The sequence below is a fragment of the Marinobacterium profundum genome, assembly GCF_001528745.1.
GTDB lineage: Bacteria > Pseudomonadota > Gammaproteobacteria > Pseudomonadales > Balneatricaceae > Marinobacterium_A > Marinobacterium_A profundum.
This window is the reverse complement of the sequence record NZ_BCNS01000138.1, coordinates 1-25556: the sequence shown is the minus strand read 5'-3', so window position 1 is coordinate 25556 and position 25556 is coordinate 1. Positions and strand designations below refer to the sequence as shown.

Below are 25556 nucleotides of genomic sequence, written 5' to 3'. Positions count from 1 at the left end.
CTATTATTCCGCAGGGATATTGGCAGAGTGCGGCGTTTTTGCGGGATCATCGCCGTCGCTGCAGGGATCCTATTCCACATATTGAGGGGCGTCCCGCTATATGGACAGATTTTTTAGTACAGGGAGTAAGCCGGCCTGGCTGGTGGCTTTACTGGTGTTGAGCATTGTTTACGCGCTGCTGGGGCGACTGGCGCTATTGCTGGCCATACCGCCTGGCTATGCGACGGCGATTTTTCCCTCCGCCGGTATTGCTGTTGCGGCTCTGCTGATCTGGGGCAATCGTCTCTGGCCGGGTATTTTTATGGGGTCGGTGCTGCTGAATGGTTGGGTGGGGCTGGAGCAGGGTGGGCTATCGCTGCTTGCCCTGCTGGTGTCTTTTGGTGCTGCCAGTGGCGCAACCCTGCAGGCGCTTTCCGGGGCCTGGTTGGTGCGTCGTGTTGTGGGGTATCCGACACCTCAGTCCCGTGAGCAGGATATTTTCTGGTTTATGCTGCTGGCAGGCCCTGTTGCCAGTCTGGTGAGTGCCAGTATGGGGGCGACGAGCCTCTATGTAGGCGGTGTTATTAGTATCGCCGATTACGGCTACAGCTGGTTTACCTGGTGGGTGGGGGATGTAATCGGCGTGCTGATAGGTGCGCCACTGATGTTTATCTGTTTTTCTCAGCCCAGGTCGCTGTGGTGGGGGCGGCGCAATTCGGTGGCAGTGCCCTTGTTGTTGTCGCTGGCGCTGGTGATTCTGCTTTTCGTGTGGGTCAGCAAGTGGGAAGTCCAGCGGGCCGAGCTTGAATTTCGCAAGGTCTCAAGCGAAGCGGTGGAAACTTTGCGCTCCAGTGTGGCCGGTCATCTGGATTCGGTGGCATCGATCGAGCGTTTTTTTGTCAGTTCATCCCGGGTAACGCGCGCGGAATTCAGTACCTTTGTTGAAAACATGCTGGTGAAAAAACCGGGTATTCAGGCACTGGCCTGGAATCCGCGTATCACCGATGCCCAGAGAGCGGATTTCGAAGAGCTGATGCAGGCTGAGGGCTTTGCTGGCTTTACCATTACCGAGCGGAATCCTTCGGGCGATATGGTAGCCGCCGCCAGGCGAGCAGAATATGTGGTGACGACCTATCTGGAGCCGATGGACGTTAATGGCAAGGCGCTGGGATTCGATGTGACGTCCAATAGTGAGCGCCTCGAGGCATTGAATCGGGCTCGGGATTCGGGGCTTGCGGTGGCGACGGCGCCAATAACGCTGGTGCTGGACAGGGGTACCCAGTCCAGCTTTTTGCTGTTTCAGCCGGTGTACCGCGGGCCAAGCAGTAATGAGGCTGAGCGCAGGCTAAGTCTGGTTGGGTTTGCGCTCGGGGCCTTGCGTGTGGGTGACATCGTGGATGCGGTGCTGAGCACCAGTCTGCCTAGTGATGTTCTGTTGTCGATCCATGATCGAGGGGCCCCGCAGGGAAAGGCCCATCTCTATGGTCCCGAAGAGCACGCGAGCCAGGAAGGTGCCACCTATGGCTTTGCAGCGGATATTAATGTTGGTGGGAGGCAGTGGGAGCTGCAGTTTTGGCCATCGGCGGGTTACCTGTCCGGGCATCGCGGTTGGCAGGCCTGGGGGGTGCTGGCGGCGGGGTTGCTCTTTACCTGTGTGCTGGGTGCATTCCTGCTGGCCATGACCGGCCGCGCCTATCAGGTGGGGGTGCTGGTACATAGGCGTACCGCCGAGTTGAGCGGAATTCTTAATACCGCCATTGAAACCATTATGACGCTGGATGGAAAGGGGCGGGTGGAGTCGGTCAACCCGGTCGGCGAGGCGCTGTTTGCTCGGCCCGCCGATGCGCTTGTCGGGCGTTTGATTAGCGAGGTTGTACCTGAGTTCTTTATCAGTTTGGTGGCGGGCGCCGGGGGCTTGCTGTCGCTCTCCGAAGAGGGTAGTCGCTGCGATAGCTGGGCTTTACGCCCTGATGGAATCCGGGTGCCCATAGAGCTGGCGGTGAGTCCGTTGCCGGTCGGTGAGCGCAGGCGCTACACCCTCATCATTCACGACCTGACCGAGCGGCATAAGGTCAATCGCATGAAGGATGAATTCATTTCCACGGTCAATCATGAGCTCAGGACGCCCCTGACGTCGATCAAGGGGGCTCTTGGGCTGGTGGTTGGTGGCGTACTGGATGCTCATCCAGAGCGCAAGGCTGGTGCCATTTCGCTGGCCTATGATAACTGCCAGCGGCTTGAGACCCTGATTAATGACCTGCTGGATATTGGCAAGATTCAGTACGCCGAAGCTGAGCTTAATTTGCAGTCGGTGCCGGTTAATGCGCTGGCCGAAAAGGCGCTGGCGATGAATCAGGGTTATGCCGACAAGTTTGGCGTGCACTGTCGCCTGGTGTCCTGCGTGCACGAGACGGTGCTGGTACTGGGAGATGAGAGCCGCCTGTTGCAGGTGTTTTCAAACCTGCTGTCCAATGCCTGCAAATACTCGCCGGCGGGCGGCGAGGTTGTGGTGTCCTTGCTGTCAGCGGCTGGAGGCTTGCGTATCAGTGTGGCGGATTCAGGATCAGGTATCCCGCAGGAATTTCAGGCGCAGGTGTTCGAGCGCTTCACTCAGGCGGACTCTTCGGATACGCGGCGGCTGGGTGGAACCGGGCTGGGTCTGGCTATTACGCGGGCCATCGTTGAGCGCCACGGTGGGCGGATCAGTTTTGACACGGCCCCAGGGCAGGGCACTGTATTTCATGTCGACCTGCCTGTGGTGACGGTTGACGCTGAGCTTTCAGGCAAGCCCTTGGAAAAGGTAGTTGCGGGTTAGGATGACAGCAGGGTTGCCGCACGCTGATAAGGTGTGCGTTTAAGCAGTGCCCGGGAGTGGGTCTTAGGCAAGGCAGTGGTTTTGAGGTACAAGGATTCGATTATACAAAGGGCCCGGCAAGGGCCCTTTTTTGTGCGCCGGCGATGTTGGGTCTGTCGGGTCAGCGCTGAATCAGTACCAGTACACCGAACAGCGGATTATCCAGGTAGTGAATCTGGTTGGCTTTTATGCGCCTGGGTGTATTCAGCGTTGCCATCTGCAGCTTTTCGACGGTTTGTGGGTTGATGCTGGTGTAGTAGAGGTCGGGGCGCAGGTGCAGGAAGTCGTCGCGGTCGATGCTGATGTAGCCGTCCAGTTCGTAGGCGCCGTTGGGCATCAACTGGCCGCCGCGCAGGTGCACCGCACGGCTGCTGTTCTGGTTACCCACCGGCTGATACCAGGCGCCGTGGAACAGGGTGCGAAATCCCTGCTGGCGAGCCAGCCGATTTTTTTCCGCTGTCAGTACCAGGTTGTTGCCGGGCAGGCGCTGATAGGGGCCACTGCCGCCGCTACCGAGCTCCGCAGCACCCGCAAGACGGGGTATTTCCAGGGTGTTCCATGTCTGCTCTTTAAGGGCGGCGGGGTCCTGATTGGCGAATACCAGCACTTCGACCTTGTAGACGGGGTTCTCGGCCCGGGCGCACAGGCTGAGCAGGGTTAGAAGCGTGAACGCCAGGGTATTGAAGAGAGTGGGGCGGGGCGGGTAAAAACTCATGCAGAAAGCTCGTTTAGCAGGTCTTCGACGGTCTGGGCACGCAGTTCGGGAGTTGTCATGTCGACATTAAAACGTAACTGGCTGGCGCCTTCGAGTTTGAAACGTCGCGGCTGGCTCTGAACCAGAGTGACCAGTTTGTAGGGGTCTATGGTGGTATCTGGGCTGAATTCGATGCGTCCGCCTTTATCGCCGGCATCGACCTTGGATATCCCCAGTGCGCTGGCGCACAGCTTGAGCGCCGTGATGCGGAACAGGCTCTTCACCGGTTCCGGCAGCAGGCCAAAACGGTCAATCATTTCCACCTGGAGTTCATGCAGTTGGGCGTCGTTGCTGGCGTTGGAAATGCGCTTGTAGAGAATCAGCCGGTTATGCACATCTGGCAGATAGTCGTCCGGAATCAGGGCCTGCAGGCGCAGGTTGATCTCGGGGCCGTGCCGTAGCGGCGCGTCTGGGTTAGGGGTCTTGCCATCGCGCATCGATTGTATGGCCTGTTCCAGCATTTCCATATAAAGCGTAAAGCCAACGCTCTGCATTTGGCCACTCTGGCCTTCCCCCAGTAGTTCGCCGGCGCCGCGAATCTCCAGGTCGTGGGTTGCCAGAGTGAAACCTGCACCCAGATCGCTGGCCTGGGCGATGGCTTCCAGTCGTTTGCCGGCGTCGGTGGTCATGTTGGCGACGGGGGGTGTCAGCAGATAGGCGTAGGCCTGGTGGTGGGAGCGGCCGACACGGCCACGCAGCTGATGCAGCTGGGCGAGGCCGAACTTGTCGGCCCGGTCGATGATAATGGTGTTGGCGTTGGGGATATCGATGCCGGTTTCGATAATGGTGGTGCACACCAGCAGGTTGTTGCGCTTGTGGTAGAAGTCGGTCATGACTTTTTCCAGTTCGCGCTCGCGCAGCTGACCGTGGCCTATGCCGATGCGGGCTTCAGGCACCAGCGCCTTGAGCTCTTCAGCGGTACGCTCGATGGTTTTGACTTCGTTATGCAGGTAGTACACCTGGCCGCCGCGCAGCAGTTCACGCAGGATGGCCTCCTTGATCATGGGCTTGTCACCCTCGCGCACAAAGGTCTTTACTGACAGGCGCCGCGCCGGTGCCGTGGCGATGATCGACAGGTCACGCATGCCGGACATGGCCATATTGAGTGTGCGCGGAATCGGTGTGGCGGTGAGGGTGAGGATGTCCACCTGGGCGCGCAGGGATTTGAGGCGCTCTTTTTGCTGCACGCCAAAGCGGTGTTCCTCGTCAATGATGACCAGGCCCAGATCCTTGAACTGGATGTCGCCCTGCAGCAACTTGTGGGTGCCCACTATGATATCGATTTCGCCGGAGGCGAGTTTGGCCTGCGCCTGGGTCTGCTGGCTGGTGCTGCGAAAGCGCGAAATCAGCTCGACGTTGACGGGCCAGTCGGCAAAGCGGTCGCGAAAGTTATCGTAATGCTGCTGTGCCAGCAGGGTAGTGGGAACCAGTATCACCACCTGCTTGCTGTTCTGCACCGCCAGGAAAGCGGCGCGCATGGCCACTTCCGTCTTGCCAAAACCGACGTCGCCGCACACCAGGCGATCCATCGGCTGGCTGGCGGTCATGTCATTGATGACGGCCTCGATAGCCAGTGCCTGGTCGGGGGTTTCCTCGAATGGGAAGCTGGCGCTGAACTGTCGGTATTCGGCATCCGGTGTGCCAAAACTGAAGCCTTCGCGGGCGCCGCGACGGGCATAAATATCCAGCAGCTCGGCGGCGGTATCGCGGACCTTTTCGGCCGCCTTGCGCTTGGCGCGGACCCATTGCTCGGTACCCAGGCGATGCAGCGGGGCATTGTCGTCGCTGCTGCCGCCGTAACGGCTAATCAGGTGCAGTGAGCTAACCGGCACATACAGCTTGGCGTTGTCGGCGTATTCCAGTGTCAGAAATTCATTCTGCTGGCCGTCCAGTTCGATGCACTGCAGGCCCAGATAGCGGCCAACGCCGTGATCAAGATGTACCACGGGTGCGCCGGTGCGCAGTTCCGACAGGTTCTTGATGACCTGGTCGGCCTGCTCCTTGTCGCGACTGCGACGCCTGCGCTGGAATACCTGCTGGCCGAATAATTGAGTTTCGGTAATTAGCTGGCACTGGCCAGGCAGGCTCAGGCCCAGTTCCAGTGGATAAACACAGATGCCGTGACGTGGCTGCTGCTCGGCAAAGTCCTGCCAGTTCTCGACGCTTTGCGTCTTTATGCCGGCCGCAGCAAAGAGCTCAAGCAGGGATTCGCGTCGCCCGGCGGATTCAGCGCAAAACAGTATGGGTTCAGGGTGGCTGTCCAGAAACGCGTTCAGTGTCGCCATGGGCTGGTTCGACTGGGCGTTCACCTGCAGTGCTGGTGGCTCGACAAAAGCGCTGTCCTGGGCGCCACCGCCCGTGCCTGCGCTGTCGCTGTGCAATACCAGTCGGGGCAGTCGTTTGAGGGCGCCGAACAGGTCGGCGACGCGGGTAAATACTTCTTCAGGCGCCAGCAGCGGGCGTTCGATGTCGTGGCGGCGCTCTTCGTAGCGCGCCTGGGCTTCGTGCCAGAACTGCTCGGCCGCTGCCTCAAGGCCGGGGTCGCACACCACCAAGGTGTTTTCCGGCAGGTAATCGAAAAGTGTCATGCTGTTTTCGAAAAACAGTGGCAGATAGTATTCAATGCCAGGCGGTGTCACGCCATTGCTGACGTCCTGGTAGGTCGGGCAGCGGCCCGGGTCGACATCAAAGCGTTCGCGCCAGCGCTGTCGAAAGCCTGTGATGGCGCTGGAATCAAACGGAAACTCCTGTGCTGGCAGCAGGCGCACCTGCTCCACCTGTTCGATGGAGCGCTGGGTTTCCGGATCGAACACCCGCAGGGTTTCTATTTCGTTATCAAACAGGTCGATACGATAGGGCAGGCGACTGCCCATGGGGTAAATGTCGAGGATGGCGCCGCGCTGGGCGAATTCGCCGTGCTCGTATACTGTTTCAACGGCGCGATAGCCCGCATCACTGAGCATCTGGCGGGTTTCGCTGGGGTCCAGTGTCTGGCCTGTGTCCAGCAGCAGGCTGTTGCCGCCGATAAACTGGCGTGGTGCTATGCGCTGCATCAGGGTGGCCGCCGTCACTATCAGAATGCCGCGGCTTAGCTGTGGCAGGCGGTAGAGGCTGAGGATGCGTTCGGAAATAATATCCTGGTGCGGCGAGAAATTGTCGTAGGGCAGGGTTTCCCAGTCGGGAAAAGACAGCAGTTCGACCTCGGGATCAAAAAAGGCGATTTCGCTGGCCAGGCGCGCAGCAGCATCGCTGCTGGTGGCGATCACCAGAGTGACGCCCTTGTGGCGGCGGGCCGCGGTGGCGGCGAGATATCCCTGGGCGCTGCCTTTTAACTGGCCGATACGCTTGATATCGCCCGCTCCCGCCGGCATCGGATAGTCCAGTTCAAACACGGTTGCTGACTCCTTGAGGCCCCGACTACAAAAGCGGCCTATATTACCGCCTGCGGGGTCAAAAGGGCAGGCTTGCTGCGCAGGGGGCCGCGCCAAATGTTGCAGTGCGAAAGTCGTAGGCCGGCAAGTTTGCCCCGCTTGGCGGAAAAAGCGATAATGCGCCCGCAGCCAATTTCAGCCTTGACGTAATTTGGAGTTACCTGTGAGCCAAGAACTAGTATTCGCAGACTGGAAGGCGCGAGAAGCGCTGGCAGAGGCCATGGTGCCGTTAATCGGCCGTCTCTACCGTGATCGGAATGTTGAAACTTCTGTGTTCGGACGCCTTATACACAAGCGTTCGGTCACCGATATCCTCAAGGCGCACCGTTTTGCGCGCCAGATGATGCAGGATCAGGAAGAACTTAGCGTTCATGATACCTATCCAGTACTGGAAGCAGTCGACAAGCTGGGCGTTGCCAACGCCCACGTAGACGTCGGCAAGCTCGTGATCAAATTCCGGCACGAGGGCAACGGTGATATCGAAGCCTTCCTGAAAAAAGAGCTTGATAGCGTAATAGGCGCACCTGAGCGCGAATCTACCGATGTCGTACTGTACGGCTTTGGTCGCATTGGTCGTCTGTTGGCGCGCCTGCTGATCGAACGAACCGGTGGTGGTCAGTCCCTGCGCCTGCGTGCCATAGTGGTGCGCCGTGGCAATGCCGAGAACGATCTGGAAAAACGCGCCAGCCTGCTGCGTCGCGACTCCGTACACGGATCCTTCAAAGGCACGATTCAGGTTGATGAAGAAAACCAGGCCCTGATTGCCAATGGCAACATGATCAAGGTTATCTTTGCCGATGCGCCTGACACCATCGATTACACCGATTACGGCATCAGCAATGCACTGGTGATTGATAACACCGGCAAGTGGCGCGATGCCGATGGTCTGAGCCTGCACCTGCGTGCGACGGGCGTATCCCGCGTGTTGCTGACGGCGCCTGGCAAGGGTATCAAGAACATCGTCATGGGTGTGAATCACCAGGATATCCTCGACGAGGATCGTATTCTGTCTGCCGCATCCTGCACCACCAACGCCATTGTGCCGGTGCTGAAGAAGATTGATGAGAAGTTCGGTGTGCTCAACGGTCATGTTGAAACCGTGCATTCCTATACCAACGACCAGAATTTGATCGACAACTATCACAAGGGTGATCGTCGTGGTCGGGCGGCTGGTCTGAATATGGTCATTTCCGAGACCGGAGCTGCCAAGGCTGTTGCCAAGGCGCTGCCGCAGCTTGAAGGCAAGCTGACGGGTAACGCGATTCGCGTTCCGACGCCCAATGTCTCCATGGCTATTTTGAACCTGAACCTGGGGAAGGAAACCACCAAGGAGGAGCTGAATGCCTACCTGCGTGATGCTGCGCTCTTCTCCGAGTTGCAAAAGCAGATCGATTTCAGCACATCGCCTGAAGCTGTATCGACCGATTTTGTTGGTTCCCGTGCCGCGGGCGTGGTGGACGGTCTGGCAACTATCGCTGATGGCAAGCGCTGCGTTCTCTACGTCTGGTACGACAATGAGTTCGGCTACAGCTGTCAGGTATTCCGCATGATGCAGGCCATGGCGCACTGCACTCTGCCGGCGTTCCCGCTTAAGGGGATCTGATTTAGATCTCTCTGGCCTGGGTCGTTCTGATGTAGGCCTGGCCGACTATCTCTGAAAAGAGACCTGACCGGCTGCACCTTGGGTGCAGCCGGTTTTTGTTTTTATGGGCTCTGGTTAATTGCTGTTTTTATGTGCGTTCGCTGTGTTTGGCGGGCAATGGCTGCTAGTGTCTTATTCCAGTAATTTTTTGTATCTGGCTGATCTGGGGCAGGGTTTATTCGCAGTCTGTGCGACTAAGGTCGGGTTGCTTCCTGTGTTGCACTCTGTTGTGTGTTGAGTTGAGTGGGGCTTTTTCCCCGCCGTGGCGTTTTTTTGTGCATTCTGTTTGTCTAGGTTAAAAATTATCGAACTTAAATGAAGCAAAGGGCCTGATTGCAAAGGTACTTTGTAGAAAAGACAGGCTGCGCTCAGTTATACTGTTGCGGATTTTTGGCGGGACAAATCTTTCCTTGGGACAAAAACAAAACAGCATCTCGATCGTTGCCGGGGCAGCGTTCACTGGATGACTGATGTTCAAGGGCGGAGTCCTGAAACATAGTTAACGTGATTGGGTGAGGCGTATGATCAAGATCAATAAGGGTCTGGATCTACCGATTGCGGGGGCACCGGAGCAGCTAATTAGCGCAGCTCCGACCGTGCGCTCCGTCGCCGTGATGGGTCCGGATTATGTAGGCATGAAGCCTACGATGGCCGTCAAGGTGGGGGACCGGGTAAAACTCGGTCAAGTGATCTTTTCCGACAAAAAAACAGAAGGCGTCGACTTCACGGCTCCTGGCGCGGGTGTCGTCAAGGAAATCAACCGTGGCGAACGCCGGGTACTGCAGTCTGTTGTTATCGAACTGGATGACAACGAAGAAGCGGTCGAATTTGCCAAGTACGATGCCGGTCAGTTGGCGAGTCTTGAGCGTGCTCAGGTTGAACAGAACCTGCTGCAGTCCGGGCTCTGGACAGCATTTCGTACCCGTCCGTTCAGCAAGGTTCCTGCGCCTGGCAGCGAGCCACACTCGATCTTCGTTACCGCGATCGATACCAACCCGCTGGCCGCTGATCCTCAGATCGTTGTTGCCGAGCAGGCTGAAGCTTTTGCCAATGGTCTGAAGCTTCTGACTGTGCTGAGCAAGACCAAGGTTTACCTGTGCAAGGCTGCAGGTGCCAAGATCAATACGGTTGAAGGTGTACAGCTGTCCGAGTTTTCCGGTATTCATCCGGCCGGCAACGCCAGTACGCATATTCACTTCCTGGATCCTGTCTCCCGCACCAAAACTGTTTGGGCACTGGGTTACCAGGACGTTATCGCCATGGGCAAGCTGTTCACCGAAGGCCGTTTGTCGACCGAACGTGTTATTGCTTTGGGTGGTCCGCAGGTCGACAAGCCGACGCTGTTGCGTACCCGTCTGGGTGCGAGCCTGGCGGAGATCTGCGCCGGTCGTCTTAAGCCTGGTACCAATCGCGTGATCAGCGGTTCCATCTGGAATGGCCGCAGCGCCTCAGGCCCTCTGGGCTATCTCGGCCGCTACGCGACCCAGGTGAGCGTGCTGGAAGAAGGCTACAAGCGTGAATTCATGGGCTGGATTGCCGCCGGCACCGAGAAATTCTCGGTACTGAACATGTTTGCGTCTGTGCTGAATGCGGGCAAGAAGTTCGCCTTCACTACCAGTACCAACGGTTCCGAACGCGCGATGGTGCCTGTGGGGCAGTTCGAAACGCTGATGCCGCTGGATATCCTGCCGACACAGTTGCTGCGTTCCCTGATCACCGGCGACATCGTGACAGCGATGCAGCTGGGCTGTCTGGAGCTGGATGAGGAAGACCTCGCACTCTTTACCTTTGCCTGTACGGGCAAGTACGAGTACGGCCCCATCCTGCGCGACAACCTGCTGCGTATCGAGAAGGAGGCCTGATCCAATGAGCCTGAGAAACGTTCTTGACAAAATGGAGCCGCATTTCCATAAAGGCGGCAAATATGAAAACTGGTACGCGCTCTACGAAGCGGTTGATACCATTTTCTACACTCCGGGGCAGGTGACCAAAAGCGCTGCCCACGTGCGTGATGGTGTCGACCTCAAGCGCATGATGATCCTGGTGTGGCTCTGTACTTTTCCGGCCGTGCTTTTCGGCTTGTACAACGTTGGCTTTCAGGCCAACACCGCCATGGCGAGCCTGGGTCTGACCGACGCAAGCAGCTGGCAGGGCGGCATTGCTGGTGCCCTGACATCCTTCAATCCGGACAGTCTGTGGGATAACATCATTCACGGCGCTGCCTACTGGATTCCCGTCTACGCTGTGACCTTTGTGGTCGGCGGTTTCTGGGAAGTGCTGTTCGCGATGAAGCGTGGTCACGAAGTCAATGAAGGCTTCTTTGTCACCTCCATTCTGTTCGCCCTGATTCTGCCACCGTCGATTCCTCTGTGGCAGGTTGCCCTGGGCATCAGCTTTGGTGTGGTGATCGGCAAGGAAGTGTTCGGTGGTACCGGCAAAAACTTCCTTAACCCGGCGCTGACCGGTCGTGCTTTCCTGTTCTTCGCTTATCCTGCGCAGATGTCAGGCGATGCGATCTGGACCGCGGTTGACGGCTTCTCCGGTGCTACGCCACTGGGTCTGGCGGCCATGGGTGGTGTGGATGCCATCCTGGCGCAGAACATCACCTGGTTCGATTCTTTCATCGGCAACATTCAGGGCTCGGTGGGTGAAGTATCCACGCTCTTTATCGCCGTCGGCGGCCTGGTTCTGCTGTACACAAGAGTTGCAGCCTGGCGTATCGTTGCCGGCGTGCTGGCCGGTACTGTGGTAACCACTGTGCTGCTGAATCTGATCGGCTCTGATACCAACCCCATGTTCAGTGTGCCTTTCTACTGGCACATGGTGCTTGGCGGTTATGCCTTTGGTCTGTTCTTCATGGCCACGGATCCGGTGTCGGCGTCCATGACCAATACCGGCAAGTGGTACTTTGGTGCCCTGATCGGTCTGATGGTGGTACTGATTCGCGTCGTCAATCCGGCCTTCCCTGAAGGCATGATGCTGGCGATTCTGTTCGGTAACCTCTTTGCACCGCTGATCGACAGCTTTGTGGTGCAGGCCAACATCAAGCGGAGGATGAAACGTCATGGCGGCTAATGATTCGATCAAAAAGACGATTACCGTTACCGTTCTGCTGTGCGTCGTCTGCTCGGTAGTTGTATCCGCCGCAGCGGTACTGCTCAAGCCTCAGCAGGTTTCCAACAAGGAGCTGGATCGCAAGTCCAACATCCTGTCGGCAGCGGGCATCAGTGAACCCGGCAAGTCCGTGGATGAACTCTTTGCACAGATCACCACCAAAATCGTCGATCTGGAAACAGGCAAGTTCACTGATGCGGTGAATGTTGCGACCTATGATGCAATCAAGGCTGCCAAGGATCCGGCGCGCTCCATTAAGCTGGATCGGCAGGATGACATTGCTTCCATCAAGCGTCAGGCCCGCTACATGCCGGTCTACCTGGTGCAGGATGGAGACCAGATTGAGCGCATTATACTGCCGGTTCACGGTTACGGACTCTGGTCTACCCTGTACGGATTCCTGGCGCTGGAAGGCGACCTGAACACAGTGGTGGGTCTGGGCTTCTATTCCCACGCCGAAACACCGGGTCTGGGTGGCGAAGTTGACAACCCGGCCTGGAAAGCACTCTGGCCAGGCAAGCAGGTGTACGCGGAGGGTTCCATGGAGCCTTTGCTGCATCTGATCAAGGGCAATGTGAATCCGTCTTCAGCGGATGCGGCGCATCAGATTGATGGTCTGTCCGGTGCGACTCTGACCAGTAATGGCGTGAGCAATCTGGTTAAATTCTGGCTCGGCGAGAATGGCTATGCGCCTTTTCTGGCTAACCTGCGTGCAGGGGGGGTGTAAATCATGGCACCAGTTTCAGCTAAAGATGTCCTGACGAAACCGATTTTTGCCAGTAACCCGATAGGCCTGCAGATTCTCGGGATCTGCTCTGCGCTCGCGGTTACGTCCAACCTCAATACTGCCATGGTGATGAGCCTTGCCGTTATTGTGGTGACGGCGTTTTCGAACTTTTTTGTTTCGTTGATCCGCAATCACATTCCGGGCAGCATCCGTATCATTTGCCAGATGACCATCATCGCGTCCCTGGTAATAGTGGTGGATCAGTTCCTCAAGGCCTATGCCTATGATGTGTCCAAGCAGTTGTCGGTCTTCGTCGGTCTGATCATCACCAACTGTATCGTCATGGGGCGCGCAGAAGCCTTCGCCATGAAGAACCCGCCGGTGATTTCGTTCATCGACGGTATCGGCAATGGCCTGGGTTACGGTGTGGTACTGATGTTTGTCGGTACCATCCGTGAGCTGCTGGGCTCAGGTTCTCTGTTCGGTATCGAGATTCTGCCGCTGGTCAACAACGGTGGCTGGTACCAGGCCAATGGTCTGCTGCTGCTGCCGCCGAGCGCGTTCTTCATTATCGGCATGTTTATCTGGATCGTGCGTTCCTGGAAGAAAGACCAGGTTGAGGCGCCGGAATATGTGCTGGCCCCCAATAGCAAGCAGGAGGCGGTGTAATCATGGAACAGCTGATAAGCCTTTTCGTTAAGGCCGTTTTCGTTGAAAACATGGCGCTCGCCTTCTTCCTGGGGATGTGTACTTTCCTTGCGATCTCCAAGAAGGTACAGACGGCGATTGGTCTGGGTATTGCGGTTATAGTGGTGCTGGCCATCACGACGCCGATCAATAACCTGGTTTTCAACCATCTGCTGCGTGAAGGTGCACTGGCCTGGGCCGGTTACCCTGACGTGGACCTGAGCTTCCTCGGCTATATCTCGTACATCGGCGTTATTGCGGCGGTTGTGCAGATTCTCGAGATGTTCCTCGACAAGTTCGTACCGGCGCTCTACAACGCCCTGGGTGTGTTCTTGCCGCTGATTACCGTGAACTGCGCCATCATGGGTGCGGCTCTGTTCATGGTAGAGCGTGACTACAACTTCAGCGAAAGTGTGGTTTACGGAGTAGGTGCCGGTACGGGCTGGGCTCTGGCCATCACGGCGCTGGCGGGTATTCGCGAAAAGCTGAAGTACAGCGACGTACCGGCAGGACTGCGTGGCCTGGGCATCACCTTCATTACTGTTGGTTTGATGTCTCTGGGTTTCATGTCCTTCTCCGGTGTGCAGCTGTAAGGAACATGATGAACACAAGGGTGGATCAAGCCAATGAATGCTGAAATCGTTCTCGGCGTTGTCATGTTTACCGCGATGGTGTTGGCACTTGTCGCGGTTATCCTGGCAGCCCGTTCAAAGCTCGTAAGTTCCGGTAACGTCAATATAGAGATTAATGGCGACCCGGAAAAAACCATTACAGTTGCGGCCGGCGACAAGCTGTTGTCGACCCTGGCAGGCGCTGGCATCTTTGTCCCCTCCGCCTGTGGCGGTGGTGGTACCTGTGCCCAGTGCAAATGTATCGTGGAAGAGGGCGGTGGCTCCATGCTGCCGACAGAAGAGTCCCACTTCACGCTGCGTGAAGGCAAGCAGGGCTGGCGTCTGTCGTGCCAGGTTGCGGTCAAGCAGGATCTGAAGATCGAGCTCGAAGACGATGTCTTCGGCGTGAAAAAATGGGAGTGCACCGTCGATTCAAACCCGAACGTGGCGACTTTCATCAAGGAACTGACGCTGCGCCTGCCTGAAGGCCAGAACGTCGATTTCCGCGCCGGTGGTTATGTGCAGCTCGAGGCTCCGGCTCACGAAGTGCACTACAAGGACTTCGATATCGAAGAGGAATACCGCGCAGACTGGGACAAATTCAACGTTTGGCAGTATGTCTCCAAGGTTGATGAACCGGTTATCCGCGCCTACTCCATGGCCAACTACCCGGAAGAAGTGGGTATTGTTAAGTTCAATATCCGTATCGCTTCGCCGCCGCCTGGCACCAGCTTCCCGCCGGGTAAGATGTCGTCCTATGTCTTCGGCCTCAAACCCGGTGACAAGATCGACGTTTACGGTCCCTTCGGTGAGTTCTTCGCCCAGGAAACCGATAACGAGATGGTCTTTATCGGTGGTGGTGCCGGCATGGCGCCGATGCGCTCCCATATCTTCGATCAGCTCAAGCGCCTGAACTCCAAGCGCAAGATCAGCTTCTGGTATGGCGCACGTTCCATGCGTGAGGCCTTCTACAGCGAAGAATATGATGCGCTGGCGGCAGAGAACGATAACTTCAAGTGGCATCTGGCACTGTCGGATCCCCAGCCTGAAGATAACTGGGATGGCCACACCGGCTTTATCCACAATGTACTGTTCGAAAACTATCTGCGGGATCATGATGCGCCCGAAGATTGCGAGTACTACATGTGTGGGCCGCCAATGATGAACGCGGCGGTCATCCAGATGCTGGTAGATCTGGGTGTGGAGCGTGAAAACATCTATCTTGACGACTTCGGTGGTTAATGGATGGTCGCTTCTGTGCCGAAGCTGACAACAAAATGGCCAGCAGCTTCCCTGCTGGCCATTTTGTTTGTGTGGCTGCTAATTTTGTCCGGCTGCAGTTCGGAGCCCGAGCAGCGAGTGCTGAGTGTGTCAGGCGCGACCATGGGCACGACCTATACCGTCAAATGGGTGTCGGCTGAAGCTGGAGATGAGTCTGTTGAGCGCATAGGGGCGCTTCTGCAGCAATCCTTGCTGGGCGTGAACCAGTCGATGTCGACCTACATCGAGGATTCTGAGCTGTCGCGCTTTAACCAGGCAGGGGCGGGCTACAGCACTGCAGTCTCGGCCGGTCTGTTTGAAGTGCTGCAGTTGGCTCAGAGTCTCAGTGAGAGTACCCAGGGGGCTTTCGATGTGACCGTCGGACCGCTGGTCAACCTCTGGGGCTTTGGGCCTGATGGGCGCGTGACCCATGCGCCTGAACAGGCACAGATAGACCAGGCGCGTCAGCGCGTGGGTTATCAGTACCTGCAGCTGGATGCCCCAAGGCTGCACGCGAGCAAGGCGGCTGATCTCTACGTTGATCTCTCGGCTATCGCCAAGGGCTATGGTGTTGATGAGCTGGCGCGGGTGATGGAGCATGAAGGTATTGGCAGCTACCTGGTTGAAATTGGCGGCGAGCTGCGTGCCAGGGGGCTAAAGCCCGATGGCAATGGCTGGCGCATCGCGATTGAAAGCCCGGTCGATGCGGGCCGTGAAGTGCAGCGTGTTATTACGGTGCATGAAACCGGCGTGGCCACCTCCGGCGACTACCGCAATTACTTCCAGGAAGACGGGGTGCGTTTTTCCCATACCCTGGATCCGCTTACCGGCAGGCCTATTACCCATCAACTGGCGTCGGTGACCGTATTGCGCTCAACCTGCGCCGAAGCGGATGGGCTGGCCACGGCGCTGACGGTGATGGGGGATGAACGCGGCTACCAATATGCGGTCGATAACCAGATAGCGGCCTTTTTTATCGTCAAGTCCGAAGCTGGTTTTGTAGAGCGCATGACGCCGCAATTCGAGCAGTACCTAAGCAAGTAAGGTGTTACTGATGGATATTATGATTTTGACTTTTGTGGTGCTGGGTACCGTGATCCTGGCCATGTCCGTGGGTGTCCTGATGGGACGCAAGCCTATCGCGGGGTCCTGTGGCGGCATGGGTGCCATGGGCGTGGAAACCGTGTGCGATATCTGCGGCGGTAATCCGAACAAGTGCGACGAAGAACAGCAAAAGACCGACCGTGCCAAGACACTGGCGGCCATGGCGTACGAGGTCAAGGCATAGGCCTGGACCTGGATTTATAGTCGCCCACAGTGGTGCTATTACAAGATACGAAGGGGAAACGAATGGCAGTGTATGACTATGACGTCATTGTGATCGGATCCGGACCTGCGGGTGAGGGTGCGGCCATGAATTCGGTCAAGAAAGGGCGCCGCGTTGCGGTGATCGAGGAACAGGACCTGGTCGGCGGCAACTGTACGCACAAGGGTACAATTCCTTCCAAGGCACTACGTCATTCCGTGAAGCAGATCATCGAGTTCAACACCAACCCGATGTTTCGTGATATTGGTGAGCCGCGCTGGTTTTCGTTTCCCATAGTGTTAAATCGCGCCGAAAAGGTTATCGCCAATCAGGTGATGCTGCGCACTAACTTTTATGCCCGCAATCGGGTGGATGTGTTCTTTGGCCGGGCTGAATTTGCTGACAAGAACACCCTTATCGTGCGCGGCACGGCTAATGGCGAGGAAACGCTGCGTGCGCGCAATGTGGTGATCGCGACCGGTTCGCGTCCCTACTGCCCGGCGGATATTGACTTCGAACACCCGCGTATCTACAACTCCGATACCATTCTCAAGCTTAGCCATACGCCCCGTACCATGGTGATTTACGGTGCCGGGGTTATAGGTTGTGAGTACGCCTCCATCTTTGCAGGTCTGGGCGTCAAGGTGGATCTGATTGATCAGCGTGACCGTCTGCTGTCCTTCCTGGATGGCGAAATTTCGGATGCGCTCAGCTATCACCTGCGTAACAACGCCGTGAAAATTCGTCACAATGAAGAATACGCATCTGTAGTGGCGGACCAGGGCGGCGTGATCATGACCCTCAAGTCTGGCAAGCGCATTCATGCCGATGCTTTCCTATGGTGTAACGGCCGTACCGGTAACACCGACGGGCTGGGGCTGGAGAAGATCGGCTTGGTGGCTAACAGCCGTGGTCAGCTCGAGGTGGATGATCACTACCGTACCGGTTGCGAAGGTATTTATGCCGCAGGTGATGTAGTGGGCTGGCCGAGCCTGGCGTCCGCGGCGCTGGATCAGGGGCGCGCGGCGGCGGGGGATCTGCTGAACTGCGAGGACTTCCGTTACATCAATGAAGTGCCGACCGGCATTTACACGCTTCCTGAAATCAGTTCGCTCGGCAAGACCGAGGAAGAGCTGACGGCGGAATGTGTGCCCTACGAAGTGGGTCAGGCCTTCTTCAAGGATACTGCCAGGGCGCAGATATCCGGCCAGACGGTGGGTATGCTCAAGCTGCTGTTCAACCGCGATACGCTGGAGATTCTGGGGATTCACTGCTTTGGTGACCATGCTTCCGAGATCGTCCATATCGGTCAGGCGATCATGGCGCAAAAGGGTGAGGCTAACACCTTGAAGTACTTTATCAATACAACATTCAACTACCCGACCATGGCGGAAGCCTACCGGGTTGCGGCTATCTCTGGTTTGAATCGAATTTCCAACCTCTAGAAGCTTGGCGATGTCCCCGGTCGGAGCCGTCTGGTTCTGGTCGGGGCTGTTCTTATCCGTCAGCCTGTCAGGCTGGTGATCTGAGCGTCCTCTGCGTACCCCTTCGCTTGTTATTACGCTGCCCGGTCTTGGGTGTGTCAGCATGGCTGATTGGCAGTTCCGCATCGTCGATATCAAGCAGCTCCAGTACTACTCGTGCCGCATAGGCATCGTTGCCGGCATAGAGCAGCTGGTTGTCTTTGAGTTCCGGCAAAGCCCAGTTGGACATGGCAACGGTTTTCGATTTCTGGAATTTTTGTTGTAGCAGCACTGCTATGGCAGCCTTGACGCCCAGCTCCCGACGATAGCCCTGTTTGCGAAATACCTGATCCAGGTCCAGCAGCGCGTTGGGCGTAATCCCCAGCTTGCGACGGATATGGCTGCGATCGGAGCGCAGTCCAAAGCCTACCTTGACGGTGTCCGCCGATTGCAGAATGCGGCACAGCTGCTCGCAGCAATGCTCGCGCCAGAGTTGGAAGATATAGGCGTGCTTGAGGGTCGTCAGTTGCACTACATGGGGGCCGCGGGAGGTTTCGCCCTTGTCAAAGGTGGGCTTGGACTCAGTGTCAAAACCCACATAGCGGCACTGCAGCAGATCCCGGGTGGCCGCTATGAAGTCCTCATGACTGCGCGGTATCAGGATTTGGGCAAGACCCAGTCCCTGGAATGGGGGCATAAGGGCAATGTCGGCCTTGCCGGGGGCTTCACGTTCTTCTTTGCGCATTGATCAGGCTTGCCTTGTTTTTGCTCGCCGTCAGGGCGCGGTATTCAATGATAAGGTCGATGATTTCCGGCCGCGGCGTGGCCACGGCCATCAAGGACTCGTCCATTGAGCGGCGTTGCGGCAGGGGCAGGTTGAACTTGTTGAGCAGTATCTGCCTGACCTCGGCGTCGGCATCGGGGTCTATCCTGGTGCCGGCATAGATACAGATGCGCTGTAAAATAAATGCTTTGTTCGCCATTAAACGGGGTTCCGCGTTGAGGATGGTCGAGGGTGTCTGGATAAGACATCCTGCGGGAGATCAGGCTGCCAAGGCGCCCAGGGTTCTCAGCCGTGGGGGCTGTCTGTCAGCACAGCTATATAGAGGTCTTCGACCTTCTTGCGTGCCCAGGGGGTGCGGCGCAGGAATTTGAGACTCGACTTGATGGACGGGTCCTGAGTGAAGCAGCGGATATCAATGCGATCGCCCAGCTCGCTCCAGCCATAATACTCTACCAGGCGGGTGATCACCTGTTCCAGAGTAATGCCGTGCAGGGGGTTATTGGGTTGCGGCTGGTTCATGGTATCAGCGTGATCCTTTGGGAGTATCAATGTCAGATGCGCGAGTCGTCGGGGCGGCGCAATGTTGCCATCGATTATATCACCTGCGTTGGAGCGCGGCTGCACAGTCCCAGGCGCAGGGCTTGCGTTAGCAGGGGCGATAGCGGCCTTTGTGGCTCAGGTACCAGCTATTGAACGCGTCGGCGGGCATGGGGCGAGCTATGAAATAGCCCTGGGCAAAATCGCAGCCGAAGTCTGTCAGCAGCTCATAGGCGGCCTTGGTCTCAACGCCTTCGGCAACCACCTGCATACCGAGGTTGTGGGCCATGTCCACGGCGGCCTTGACGATATGGTATGAACCCGACGTTTTGGAGAGGGATTTCACGAATGACTGGTCAACCTTGATGATGGAGGCTGGCAGGGCATCAAGGTAATGCAGTGAAGAGTAGCCGGTGCCGAAATCATCAATGGACAGGGTTATCTTGGCGTCCGCCAGGCGCGTGAGTTCGTGCACGGTGCGCTCAATGTCGAGCATAAAGGCGCTTTCGGTGATCTCGAGTTCCAGCAGGGTGCCATCGACCTGATGCTTTTCCAGCAGCGCCAGTACGCTATCGGCAAAGTCAGGGGCCAGCAGGTTGCGGGTGGAGATGTTGACGGCAATGCTCAGTTGAATGCCCATGGCCTGCCACTGGGAAATCTGCGCCAGGGCGCTGTCGATGGCCCAGGCGGTAAGCTGGTCGATCAGGGTGCTGTGTTCGGTGCGGGGGATGAACTTCCCCGGCGGGATAAAGCCGCGCTCGGGGTGCTGCCAGCGCATCAGGGCTTCGACACCGAGGACGGTATTGCTGAGCAGGCAGACTTTAGGTTGATAGTGCAGCGTCAGCTGACTGGATGTCAGGGCTGTCTTGAGCTCCGCTAGCAGTTCGAGGGTATCCTCATTCTGGGCAACGTCGAGCTCCGGGTTAAAGCGCACCCAGCGCTGTGAATGTTCGGCGGCTCGGCGCAGTGCGATTTCTGCCTGGCGCAGGCAGGTTTCGGCGTCTTCATTGCGATTTGCAAGCTCGGTACAGCCGGCGCCGATATCGGCGTGAATCGACAGGGTGTCGAAACGAAATGGCAGGCTGAAAGTATCGCTCAGCTGGGCCAGACACTTATCTATGCAGTGTTCAGGTATTGGTGCAAATATGATTGCCAGCTGATGGCTATTGATGCGGTAGGGTTCATGTTTCATGTCTTGCTGGTTTTGCAGGCGGTGGGACAGCTGCTGGATGACTTCATCGCTGACACCCAGGCCATAGGCGGTTTCCATCTCCAGCATGTTTTCCACCGAAATCACCGCCAGGTAGCTGTGCCTGCAGTTCTGATTGCTGTTAGGGGTCGCGTTCAGGTGGGTGATCAATGCCTGGCGGTTAGGCAGTTCGCTGCTGCAGTCGTGGTGCATAAGCCACTGGATATGTCCGAGGTAGCGCAGCACGCAGTCTCTGGCGGTGCCGCAGAATAGCCCTGCAAGGATGAAAAAACCACTGCGATAAAGCCAGTTGAGGGTTTTCTGAGCTTCGCCCGTACTGACATCAATTGGCATCAGCGGGCCCAGTACCAGTCCCGCCAGGGCGCCGGTGAGGGCGCCGACAGGTGCGCCAAAAATAAAACCACCCAGCAGTATCACCAGATACATGGAGTGTGCATAGACGTATTTGACACCGCCGGTGTTGTATACCAGCCAATAGACAGAGGCCATGAGCAGGAGGATGAGCGGCGCAGCGCAGGCTCTGAGTTGCGTTGGGTTGCGCTGTGCCCAGGCAAGCAGGCGCGGTGGTTGTGGCTGTGTTGTGTCCGACTGCTTTGGTGATTCAGCAGCCGGGCGGTATTTGGGTGAGATGCTGGTGTCTCTAACGGTATCTGACTGGCTCATAACGTCCTGTTAATGCGTTGGTAGCTCCATGGTGTCATCTTGCCTATCGACGGCCAGCGACATGAGTTTCTATGGTGGTAAAGGCGTGTCACTAGTGTAGACGATCAGGTGGCCGATGTCGGGCAGCGGTTGACGCTGCCGCGGGGGTTGTTCGGGTAATAGCGGTTATTTTTCGGGTTCTTCACTGTCGTCCTGCTGCGCAGTGCTTGCTGTGCTTTTGTAGTACTCGTCTTCGTAGTATCGGCCGCGAATTTGCAGGCGGTGCTCGACCCAGCGGTTATACAGTTTCCAGATAAAGAAGCCCGGTATCATGATCGCTGCTATGCCGAGCATCAGGCCGGCACCGGCGTGGGAGCGTGGCACCAGATTGATGATCCAGTCGAGGACGCCGAGCTGTTTGAACAGGACGTACCAGAGGCCGAGGAACAGCAGGCCCAGGGCGGTGGCGATATGGTGCAGCAGTTTGGTTCTGGCTGGGGACATGGTTGGCCTGATCGGTATCGTTAATGCTGGTAGCGGTGAATGCGCAGACTGGCAATAAAGGGTTCGGGGTCTATGCGTGCATCCGAGCGTTCGGCGCGCTGGCGACCGATGGGTGGCGTAAGTTCGGGTCTGTTGTGTTCTGGCAGGGCGCCACCCTGCGCCAGCGGGAACAGCAGCGGCAGTGGGCAGTTGCGGGCCTGGCGTTGCCAGCCCTGATCGGTTTTCCAGCCGATATTGGCGCGCATCACCGGTACCTGGGTCTGCAGCTGGGCCAGCGGTGTTTCTGCGCTCAGGGGCGACAGGCGCGCCAGCTGAATTTGCACATGGGGCTGGCTTTGGTCGAGCTTGAGCAGCAGCTGCATCGCTTCGCCCGCCGTCAGGCGGCGTATGCTGCGCCCGCTGCTGTACCAGTTGAAACCAATACGTGTTGGCGTGCGCTCCAGTATGGGAATCTGACGATAGCACTGCTTGAGATGAATGCGGCCCAGGCCCTGGTTATTCAGTAACTCGCCCAGCAGGGTGCTGCGATGAGCCAGTTGGGTGGGCAGTTCGCGCAAGTGCTGTGCGTTCAGGCTGCTGGCGGCCCGCTGGAAGGCGGCCTTGTGCAGGTTGAGCGTCTGAGCGCTGGCAAGCAGTGTCTCATCGGCGCCGATCAGGCCGTGGCGGCTGCGGGTGCAGCGCCCGTCCTGGCCGTCTTTGTACCAGATGTCTGCCATCAGCGAGCAGGCGAAGTCCCGCTCGCTAAAACCGCTTTCACTGTCGCGTCTGGGTACCCAGAGGGCGCGATCGCTCTGGCGCAGCTGGGTACAGAAGTGTGTCAGGCTGGTGTTTAGCAGATCAAAGGCTTCCAGTAGCTCGCTGGCCAGGGGCTGACTGGCGGCTGAGGCTGCTTTAGTCATCTGGGTTGAGCCGGCGCTGCCGTTCCCGTGCCTGGGCTTCCAGGATGAAGCGAGCCAGCAGGGTGCGGCAGCTTTCCGGCATTTTGAAAAATTCGATACCTATCTGGTAACCGCCGTCGATGGCTTCATTGCGTTGCACGCTGGCATAGAGCAGCAGGCCCAGCAGGCTGTCAGGGAAGACCAGCTTGAGCGCCAGGTATTGTCCCAGCGGCAGGTCATCGTCGCAGTCGAAGGACAGGCCGCCTTCACTGAGGTTGATATTGTGCATGCGCAGTGAGCCGGTGTCCTTGAGCTCTTCGGATACCAGGCTGCGGGCGATGCGATTGAGCTTGGTGTCCAGCAGCTTGAGGTAGGCTGATACTTCGGGCTGCTTTTCACCGATCTTGCGCAGCAGGTGGCCGGTGTCTGTATCCATGGCCTGGAGTTCGCTGAGCAGCAGAAAATGGCGCGACACGTCGAACTGATAGGGGCGGGCGCTGTCCATGACATCGGCTTCGGGTACCAGCTTGTACTCGATTGCGACCTGGTGTTCGATACGGTAAAACTGGCGCCGATCCTGGTCCATGCAAGGCTCTCCTAGGGTTCTTTTTCTGCTTCGGAGAATAACAACATTGCGCTGATTTTGTTAGAGTAAATGCCCCCTCTATGGTTTAATCCCGCGCATGTTCAGACCATTCTCTCTTTACGTTGGCCTGCGTTATACCGGCGCCAAGCGTAGCAATCATTTTATATCCTTTATCTCCCTGGTTTCGATGCTCGGGTTAATGCTCGGTGTCGCCGCACTGATTCTGGTGCTGTCCGTCATGAACGGATTTGACCGCGAGCTCAAACAGCGCATTCTGGGGATGGTACCCCACGCCACCATTTCGAGTTACGGCGAGTCGCTGCAATCCTGGCGCAGCGTCGCCGACGATATTGCACGCCAGCCTGGTGTGCTGGGCACTGCGCCCTTTATTCAGGCCCAGGGCATGCTGACCCAGGGTGGCAGCGTGCACGGTGTACAGGTGACAGGAATAGACCCTGTGCGTGAAAATCAGGTGTCCATCATCGGCGATCACATGCGCGAGGGTAGCCTGGCTGCGCTGGGTAATCAGCGTTTTGGTATTGTGCTCGGTGCCATTCTGGCGCGCTCTCTGGGTGTGGGTGACGGCGACAAAGTGACGCTGGTGTTGCCGGAAGCGTCGGTCAGCGTGGCCGGTGTGGTGCCGCGCATGAAGCGCTTTACCGTGGTGGGCGTGTTTGAAGTGGGCGCGGAGCTGGATGCGAACCTGGCCTATATCAGTCTGGAAGATGCCGCCATTATTACGCGTCAGGGCGACGGTGTGGATGGTATCCGGCTGCGATTTGAGGATCTGTTCGATGCGCCGGCCGCCGTGCGCCAGATTGCCACCGGCCTTAACGGGCCTTATCTGGTGAGTGACTGGACCCGCTCCCACGGTAACCTGTTTCAGGCGATTCAGATGGAAAAGCGCATGATTGGATTGCTGTTGTTTCTGATCGTTTTTGTGGCCGCATTCAATATAGTGTCGACCCTGGTCATGGTGGTGACAGACAAGAAGGCGGATATCGCCATTTTGCGCACCCTGGGGGCGACGTCCGGGCGTATCATGCGCATCTTCATGGTGCAGGGTTGTCTTATCGGCACCATCGGCACTCTGCTGGGTACTGGGCTTGGGGTTTTGCTGGCCCTGACCGTCACGGATCTGGTGGCCTGGCTGGAACGGGCGTTGGGCATTCAGTTTCTTTCCGCCGATGTGTATTTCATTAGTTACCTGCCTTCGCAGCTGCAGTGGGATGACGTTACGCTGATTTGCAGTGCGGCGCTGACCATCGGCTTTCTTGCAACCCTGTATCCGGCCTGGCGCGCATCCCGCACCGAGCCTGCGGAGGCGCTGCGCTATGAGTAACTGGGTGATGAATGCGCAGAATATCGCCAAGGCCTACAGCGAGGGCGATACCTTTTTGCAGGTGCTTGAAAATGTGCAGTTGCAGATCGCGCGCGGTGAGCGGGTGGCAATTATCGGCAGCTCAGGTTCCGGCAAGAGTACGCTGATGAATATTTTGGGCGGCCTTGATCGCCCGAGCACCGGCAGTGTTGAGGTGGGGGGTGAAAATCTTTACGCCGTAGCGGAACGTCAGCGCTGTGAAATCCGCAATCGGGCACTGGGCTTTGTCTATCAGTTTCACCATCTGCTGGCGGAGTTCAGTGCGCTGGAAAACACGGCCATGCCGCTGCTGATTCGTGGCACGCCGGTGCGCGAAGCCGCCGCCGCTGCCGACAGGGTGCTGCGTGGGGTGGGCCTGGGCAAGCGCTTGCAGCATCGCCCGGCACAACTTAGTGGTGGCGAGCGCCAGCGCGTTGCCATCGCCCGCGCGCTAGTGACGGAGCCTTCCTGTGTACTGATGGATGAGCCGACGGGCAATCTGGATCGCAATACGGCGGCTGAAGTACAGGCGCTAATGGATGAGCTGAATCAGCGTACCGGCGTGTCTTTTATCGTCGTGACCCACGATCTGGAGTTGGCCTCGCGCATGGACCGCAAGCTTGAGTTGCGTGACGGCAGCCTTTTTCCCGCCTGATTGCCTCGGCTCTGTGCCCGGCATAAAAAACGACAGCCCGGGCTGTCGTTTTTTATGCGCGCTCGCTCGCAGCACGTCAGTCGCAGGGCCTTATCGGCTAGAGCATTTTCACGAAACACTTATCTGTCGATCGAGGTTGTTTTGTTTGAGTGCTTCCTTACTTCGAGGCGGCCGGATATGGGTCGAGGTAAGATGAAAGTGCTCTAGATCGCGCTTGCAGACGGAAGCTCCGCTGATTTTTTCGGGCCCGTATTTCGCCTGTCGACGACATACTTTCTTTGCTCGTGCCAAAGAAAGTATGCAAAGAAAGCACGCCCCAATGAAGCCTATTCGCTGCGCTCTGAGATCATTCGGCGGGCTGCGCTGACGGTACATCCTGTACCTCATCGCAGGCGCATCAGTCCCTGTTGCGCCCCTTCGGGCCTGATCGCCGAATGACCTCAGTGCTCGCCGGCTTCATAAGGGGGAATGTAGGCCGTTCTGCTTTCTTGGTGGTCGTACTTTACGTCTGATGGTTTGATATCCCATCGGGGGCTGGCTGTGTAGGGTGTCAATGAGCCTGCCAATTACAC

General features: G+C 57.5%; 22 protein-coding genes. 13 read left to right on the top strand and 9 right to left on the bottom strand.

All coding sequences use genetic code 11. The annotated features are described in order from the left end of the window. Positions 1–100 precede the first annotated feature (100 nt). Positions 101–2794, top strand: coding sequence for a CHASE domain-containing protein (locus MPRO_RS15885; protein ID WP_067294853.1), 2694 nt, complete (start codon positions 101–103; stop codon positions 2792–2794). Positions 2795–2954: 160 nt separating this feature from the next. Here the strand turns inward: MPRO_RS15885 and MPRO_RS15880 are convergent, their stop codons facing one another. Together MPRO_RS15880 and mfd are read right to left on the bottom strand one after the other, a co-directional pair. Next, positions 2955–3548, bottom strand: coding sequence for a CsiV family protein (locus tag MPRO_RS15880; RefSeq protein ID WP_067294850.1), 594 nt, complete (start codon positions 3546–3548; stop codon positions 2955–2957). Next, a complete protein-coding gene (gene mfd, locus MPRO_RS15875) occupies positions 3545–6979 on the bottom strand; it encodes a transcription-repair coupling factor (RefSeq protein WP_216821318.1) in 3435 nt (1144 codons plus the stop codon). Before mfd ends, MPRO_RS15880 begins: the two co-directional genes overlap by 4 nt. 202 nt (positions 6980–7181) lie before the next feature. Here mfd and MPRO_RS15870 point away from each other — a divergent pair, with 202 nt between their 5' ends. From MPRO_RS15870 to sthA, 10 genes are all read left to right on the top strand, one after another. Further along, complete coding sequence (locus MPRO_RS15870) at positions 7182–8621, top strand: glyceraldehyde-3-phosphate dehydrogenase (protein WP_067294847.1); 1440 nt, start codon at positions 7182–7184, stop codon at positions 8619–8621. A 560-nt stretch (positions 8622–9181) separates the two neighbouring features. Next, positions 9182–10522, top strand: coding sequence for a Na(+)-translocating NADH-quinone reductase subunit A (locus MPRO_RS15865; protein WP_067294843.1), 1341 nt, complete (start codon positions 9182–9184; stop codon positions 10520–10522). Between the two features lie 4 nt (positions 10523–10526). Further along, complete coding sequence (locus MPRO_RS15860) at positions 10527–11735, top strand: NADH:ubiquinone reductase (Na(+)-transporting) subunit B (RefSeq protein ID WP_067294840.1); 1209 nt, start codon at positions 10527–10529, stop codon at positions 11733–11735. Continuing rightward, on the top strand, positions 11725–12501 hold the full coding sequence (locus MPRO_RS15855; protein ID WP_067294836.1) for a Na(+)-translocating NADH-quinone reductase subunit C: 777 nt from the start codon (positions 11725–11727) through the stop codon (positions 12499–12501). Before MPRO_RS15860 ends, MPRO_RS15855 begins: the two co-directional genes overlap by 11 nt. Before the next feature lie 3 nt (positions 12502–12504). Continuing rightward, positions 12505–13170, top strand: coding sequence for an NADH:ubiquinone reductase (Na(+)-transporting) subunit D (locus MPRO_RS15850; RefSeq protein WP_067294833.1), 666 nt, complete (start codon positions 12505–12507; stop codon positions 13168–13170). A gap of 2 nt (positions 13171–13172) precedes the next feature. Continuing rightward, on the top strand, positions 13173–13781 hold the full coding sequence (gene nqrE, locus MPRO_RS15845; protein ID WP_067294831.1) for an NADH:ubiquinone reductase (Na(+)-transporting) subunit E: 609 nt from the start codon (positions 13173–13175) through the stop codon (positions 13779–13781). Positions 13782–13814: 33 nt separating this feature from the next. Next, positions 13815–15041 carry an NADH:ubiquinone reductase (Na(+)-transporting) subunit F gene (nqrF, locus tag MPRO_RS15840; RefSeq protein WP_067294827.1) on the top strand — a complete coding sequence of 409 codons (1227 nt, stop codon included), beginning with the start codon at positions 13815–13817 and terminating at the stop codon, positions 15039–15041. Between the two features lie 141 nt (positions 15042–15182). After that, entirely contained in the window at positions 15183–16103 is a 921-nt protein-coding gene (locus MPRO_RS15835) for an FAD:protein FMN transferase (protein WP_369406738.1), read from the top strand. Positions 16104–16113: 10 nt separating this feature from the next. Further along, positions 16114–16347: a (Na+)-NQR maturation NqrM gene (gene nqrM, locus MPRO_RS15830; RefSeq protein WP_067294822.1), complete on the top strand. Its 234-nt coding sequence runs from the start codon at positions 16114–16116 to the stop codon at positions 16345–16347. Positions 16348–16409: 62 nt separating this feature from the next. Then, positions 16410–17810, top strand: a complete 1401-nt coding sequence (gene sthA / locus MPRO_RS15825) for a Si-specific NAD(P)(+) transhydrogenase (protein ID WP_067294819.1) — start codon at positions 16410–16412, stop codon at positions 17808–17810. Between the two features lie 67 nt (positions 17811–17877). Here sthA and MPRO_RS15820 read toward each other — a convergent pair whose 3' ends face one another. The 7 genes from MPRO_RS15820 to MPRO_RS15790 all read right to left on the bottom strand — a co-directional run bounded on the left by MPRO_RS15820 (position 17878) and on the right by MPRO_RS15790 (position 22969). Then, positions 17878–18573 (bottom strand): 3'-5' exonuclease, encoded by a 696-nt coding sequence (locus MPRO_RS15820; protein ID WP_082708867.1) that lies wholly within the window; start codon positions 18571–18573, stop codon positions 17878–17880. Next, positions 18554–18811, bottom strand: a complete 258-nt coding sequence (locus MPRO_RS15815; RefSeq protein ID WP_067294816.1) for a hypothetical protein — start codon at positions 18809–18811, stop codon at positions 18554–18556. The genes MPRO_RS15820 and MPRO_RS15815 overlap by 20 nt, the downstream gene beginning before the upstream one ends. 86 nt (positions 18812–18897) lie before the next feature. Next, the gene (locus MPRO_RS15810) at positions 18898–19131 is read right to left on the bottom strand and encodes a VF530 family protein (RefSeq protein WP_067294813.1); all 234 of its coding nucleotides are present in this window, start codon (positions 19129–19131) and stop codon (positions 18898–18900) included. A gap of 127 nt (positions 19132–19258) precedes the next feature. After that, complete coding sequence (locus MPRO_RS15805) at positions 19259–21022, bottom strand: putative bifunctional diguanylate cyclase/phosphodiesterase (RefSeq protein ID WP_067294811.1); 1764 nt, start codon at positions 21020–21022, stop codon at positions 19259–19261. 165 nt (positions 21023–21187) lie between these two features. Further along, complete coding sequence (locus MPRO_RS15800; RefSeq protein ID WP_067294807.1) at positions 21188–21505, bottom strand: hypothetical protein; 318 nt, start codon at positions 21503–21505, stop codon at positions 21188–21190. 20 nt (positions 21506–21525) lie between these two features. Next, a complete protein-coding gene (locus MPRO_RS15795; protein WP_067294804.1) occupies positions 21526–22404 on the bottom strand; it encodes a hypothetical protein in 879 nt (292 codons plus the stop codon). Beyond that, complete coding sequence (locus MPRO_RS15790) at positions 22397–22969, bottom strand: PilZ domain-containing protein (protein WP_067294801.1); 573 nt, start codon at positions 22967–22969, stop codon at positions 22397–22399. The genes MPRO_RS15795 and MPRO_RS15790 overlap by 8 nt, the downstream gene beginning before the upstream one ends. A 97-nt stretch (positions 22970–23066) precedes the next feature. Here MPRO_RS15790 and MPRO_RS15785 point away from each other — a divergent pair, with 97 nt between their 5' ends. Then, positions 23067–24311: a lipoprotein-releasing ABC transporter permease subunit gene (locus MPRO_RS15785; protein WP_067294798.1), complete on the top strand. Its 1245-nt coding sequence runs from the start codon at positions 23067–23069 to the stop codon at positions 24309–24311. Continuing rightward, a complete protein-coding gene (gene lolD, locus MPRO_RS15780) occupies positions 24304–24984 on the top strand; it encodes a lipoprotein-releasing ABC transporter ATP-binding protein LolD (RefSeq protein WP_067294796.1) in 681 nt (226 codons plus the stop codon). Before MPRO_RS15785 ends, lolD begins: the two co-directional genes overlap by 8 nt. The last annotated feature ends 572 nt before the right edge of the window (positions 24985–25556 follow it).

Coding starts and splice junctions, on each gene's coding strand:
- MPRO_RS15815 (WP_067294816.1), bottom strand. CDS start 18,811: ATGGCGAACAAAGCATTTATTTTACAGCGCATCTGTATCTATGCCGGC.
- MPRO_RS15795 (WP_067294804.1), bottom strand. CDS start 22,404: ATGACTAAAGCAGCCTCAGCCGCCAGTCAGCCCCTGGCCAGCGAGCTA.
- MPRO_RS15880 (WP_067294850.1), bottom strand. CDS start 3,548: ATGAGTTTTTACCCGCCCCGCCCCACTCTCTTCAATACCCTGGCGTTC.
- MPRO_RS15860 (WP_067294840.1), top strand. CDS start 10,527: ATGAGCCTGAGAAACGTTCTTGACAAAATGGAGCCGCATTTCCATAAA.
- lolD (WP_067294796.1), top strand. CDS start 24,304: ATGAGTAACTGGGTGATGAATGCGCAGAATATCGCCAAGGCCTACAGC.
- nqrM (WP_067294822.1), top strand. CDS start 16,114: ATGGATATTATGATTTTGACTTTTGTGGTGCTGGGTACCGTGATCCTG.
- MPRO_RS15855 (WP_067294836.1), top strand. CDS start 11,725: ATGGCGGCTAATGATTCGATCAAAAAGACGATTACCGTTACCGTTCTG.
- sthA (WP_067294819.1), top strand. CDS start 16,410: ATGGCAGTGTATGACTATGACGTCATTGTGATCGGATCCGGACCTGCG.
- MPRO_RS15800 (WP_067294807.1), bottom strand. CDS start 21,505: ATGTCCCCAGCCAGAACCAAACTGCTGCACCATATCGCCACCGCCCTG.
- MPRO_RS15790 (WP_067294801.1), bottom strand. CDS start 22,969: ATGGACCAGGATCGGCGCCAGTTTTACCGTATCGAACACCAGGTCGCA.
- nqrF (WP_067294827.1), top strand. CDS start 13,815: ATGAATGCTGAAATCGTTCTCGGCGTTGTCATGTTTACCGCGATGGTG.
- MPRO_RS15835 (WP_369406738.1), top strand. CDS start 15,183: ATGGGCACGACCTATACCGTCAAATGGGTGTCGGCTGAAGCTGGAGAT.
- nqrE (WP_067294831.1), top strand. CDS start 13,173: ATGGAACAGCTGATAAGCCTTTTCGTTAAGGCCGTTTTCGTTGAAAAC.
- MPRO_RS15810 (WP_067294813.1), bottom strand. CDS start 19,131: ATGAACCAGCCGCAACCCAATAACCCCCTGCACGGCATTACTCTGGAA.
- MPRO_RS15885 (WP_067294853.1), top strand. CDS start 101: ATGGACAGATTTTTTAGTACAGGGAGTAAGCCGGCCTGGCTGGTGGCT.
- MPRO_RS15820 (WP_082708867.1), bottom strand. CDS start 18,573: ATGCGCAAAGAAGAACGTGAAGCCCCCGGCAAGGCCGACATTGCCCTT.
- MPRO_RS15850 (WP_067294833.1), top strand. CDS start 12,505: ATGGCACCAGTTTCAGCTAAAGATGTCCTGACGAAACCGATTTTTGCC.
- MPRO_RS15865 (WP_067294843.1), top strand. CDS start 9,182: ATGATCAAGATCAATAAGGGTCTGGATCTACCGATTGCGGGGGCACCG.
- MPRO_RS15785 (WP_067294798.1), top strand. CDS start 23,067: ATGTTCAGACCATTCTCTCTTTACGTTGGCCTGCGTTATACCGGCGCC.
- MPRO_RS15805 (WP_067294811.1), bottom strand. CDS start 21,022: ATGAGCCAGTCAGATACCGTTAGAGACACCAGCATCTCACCCAAATAC.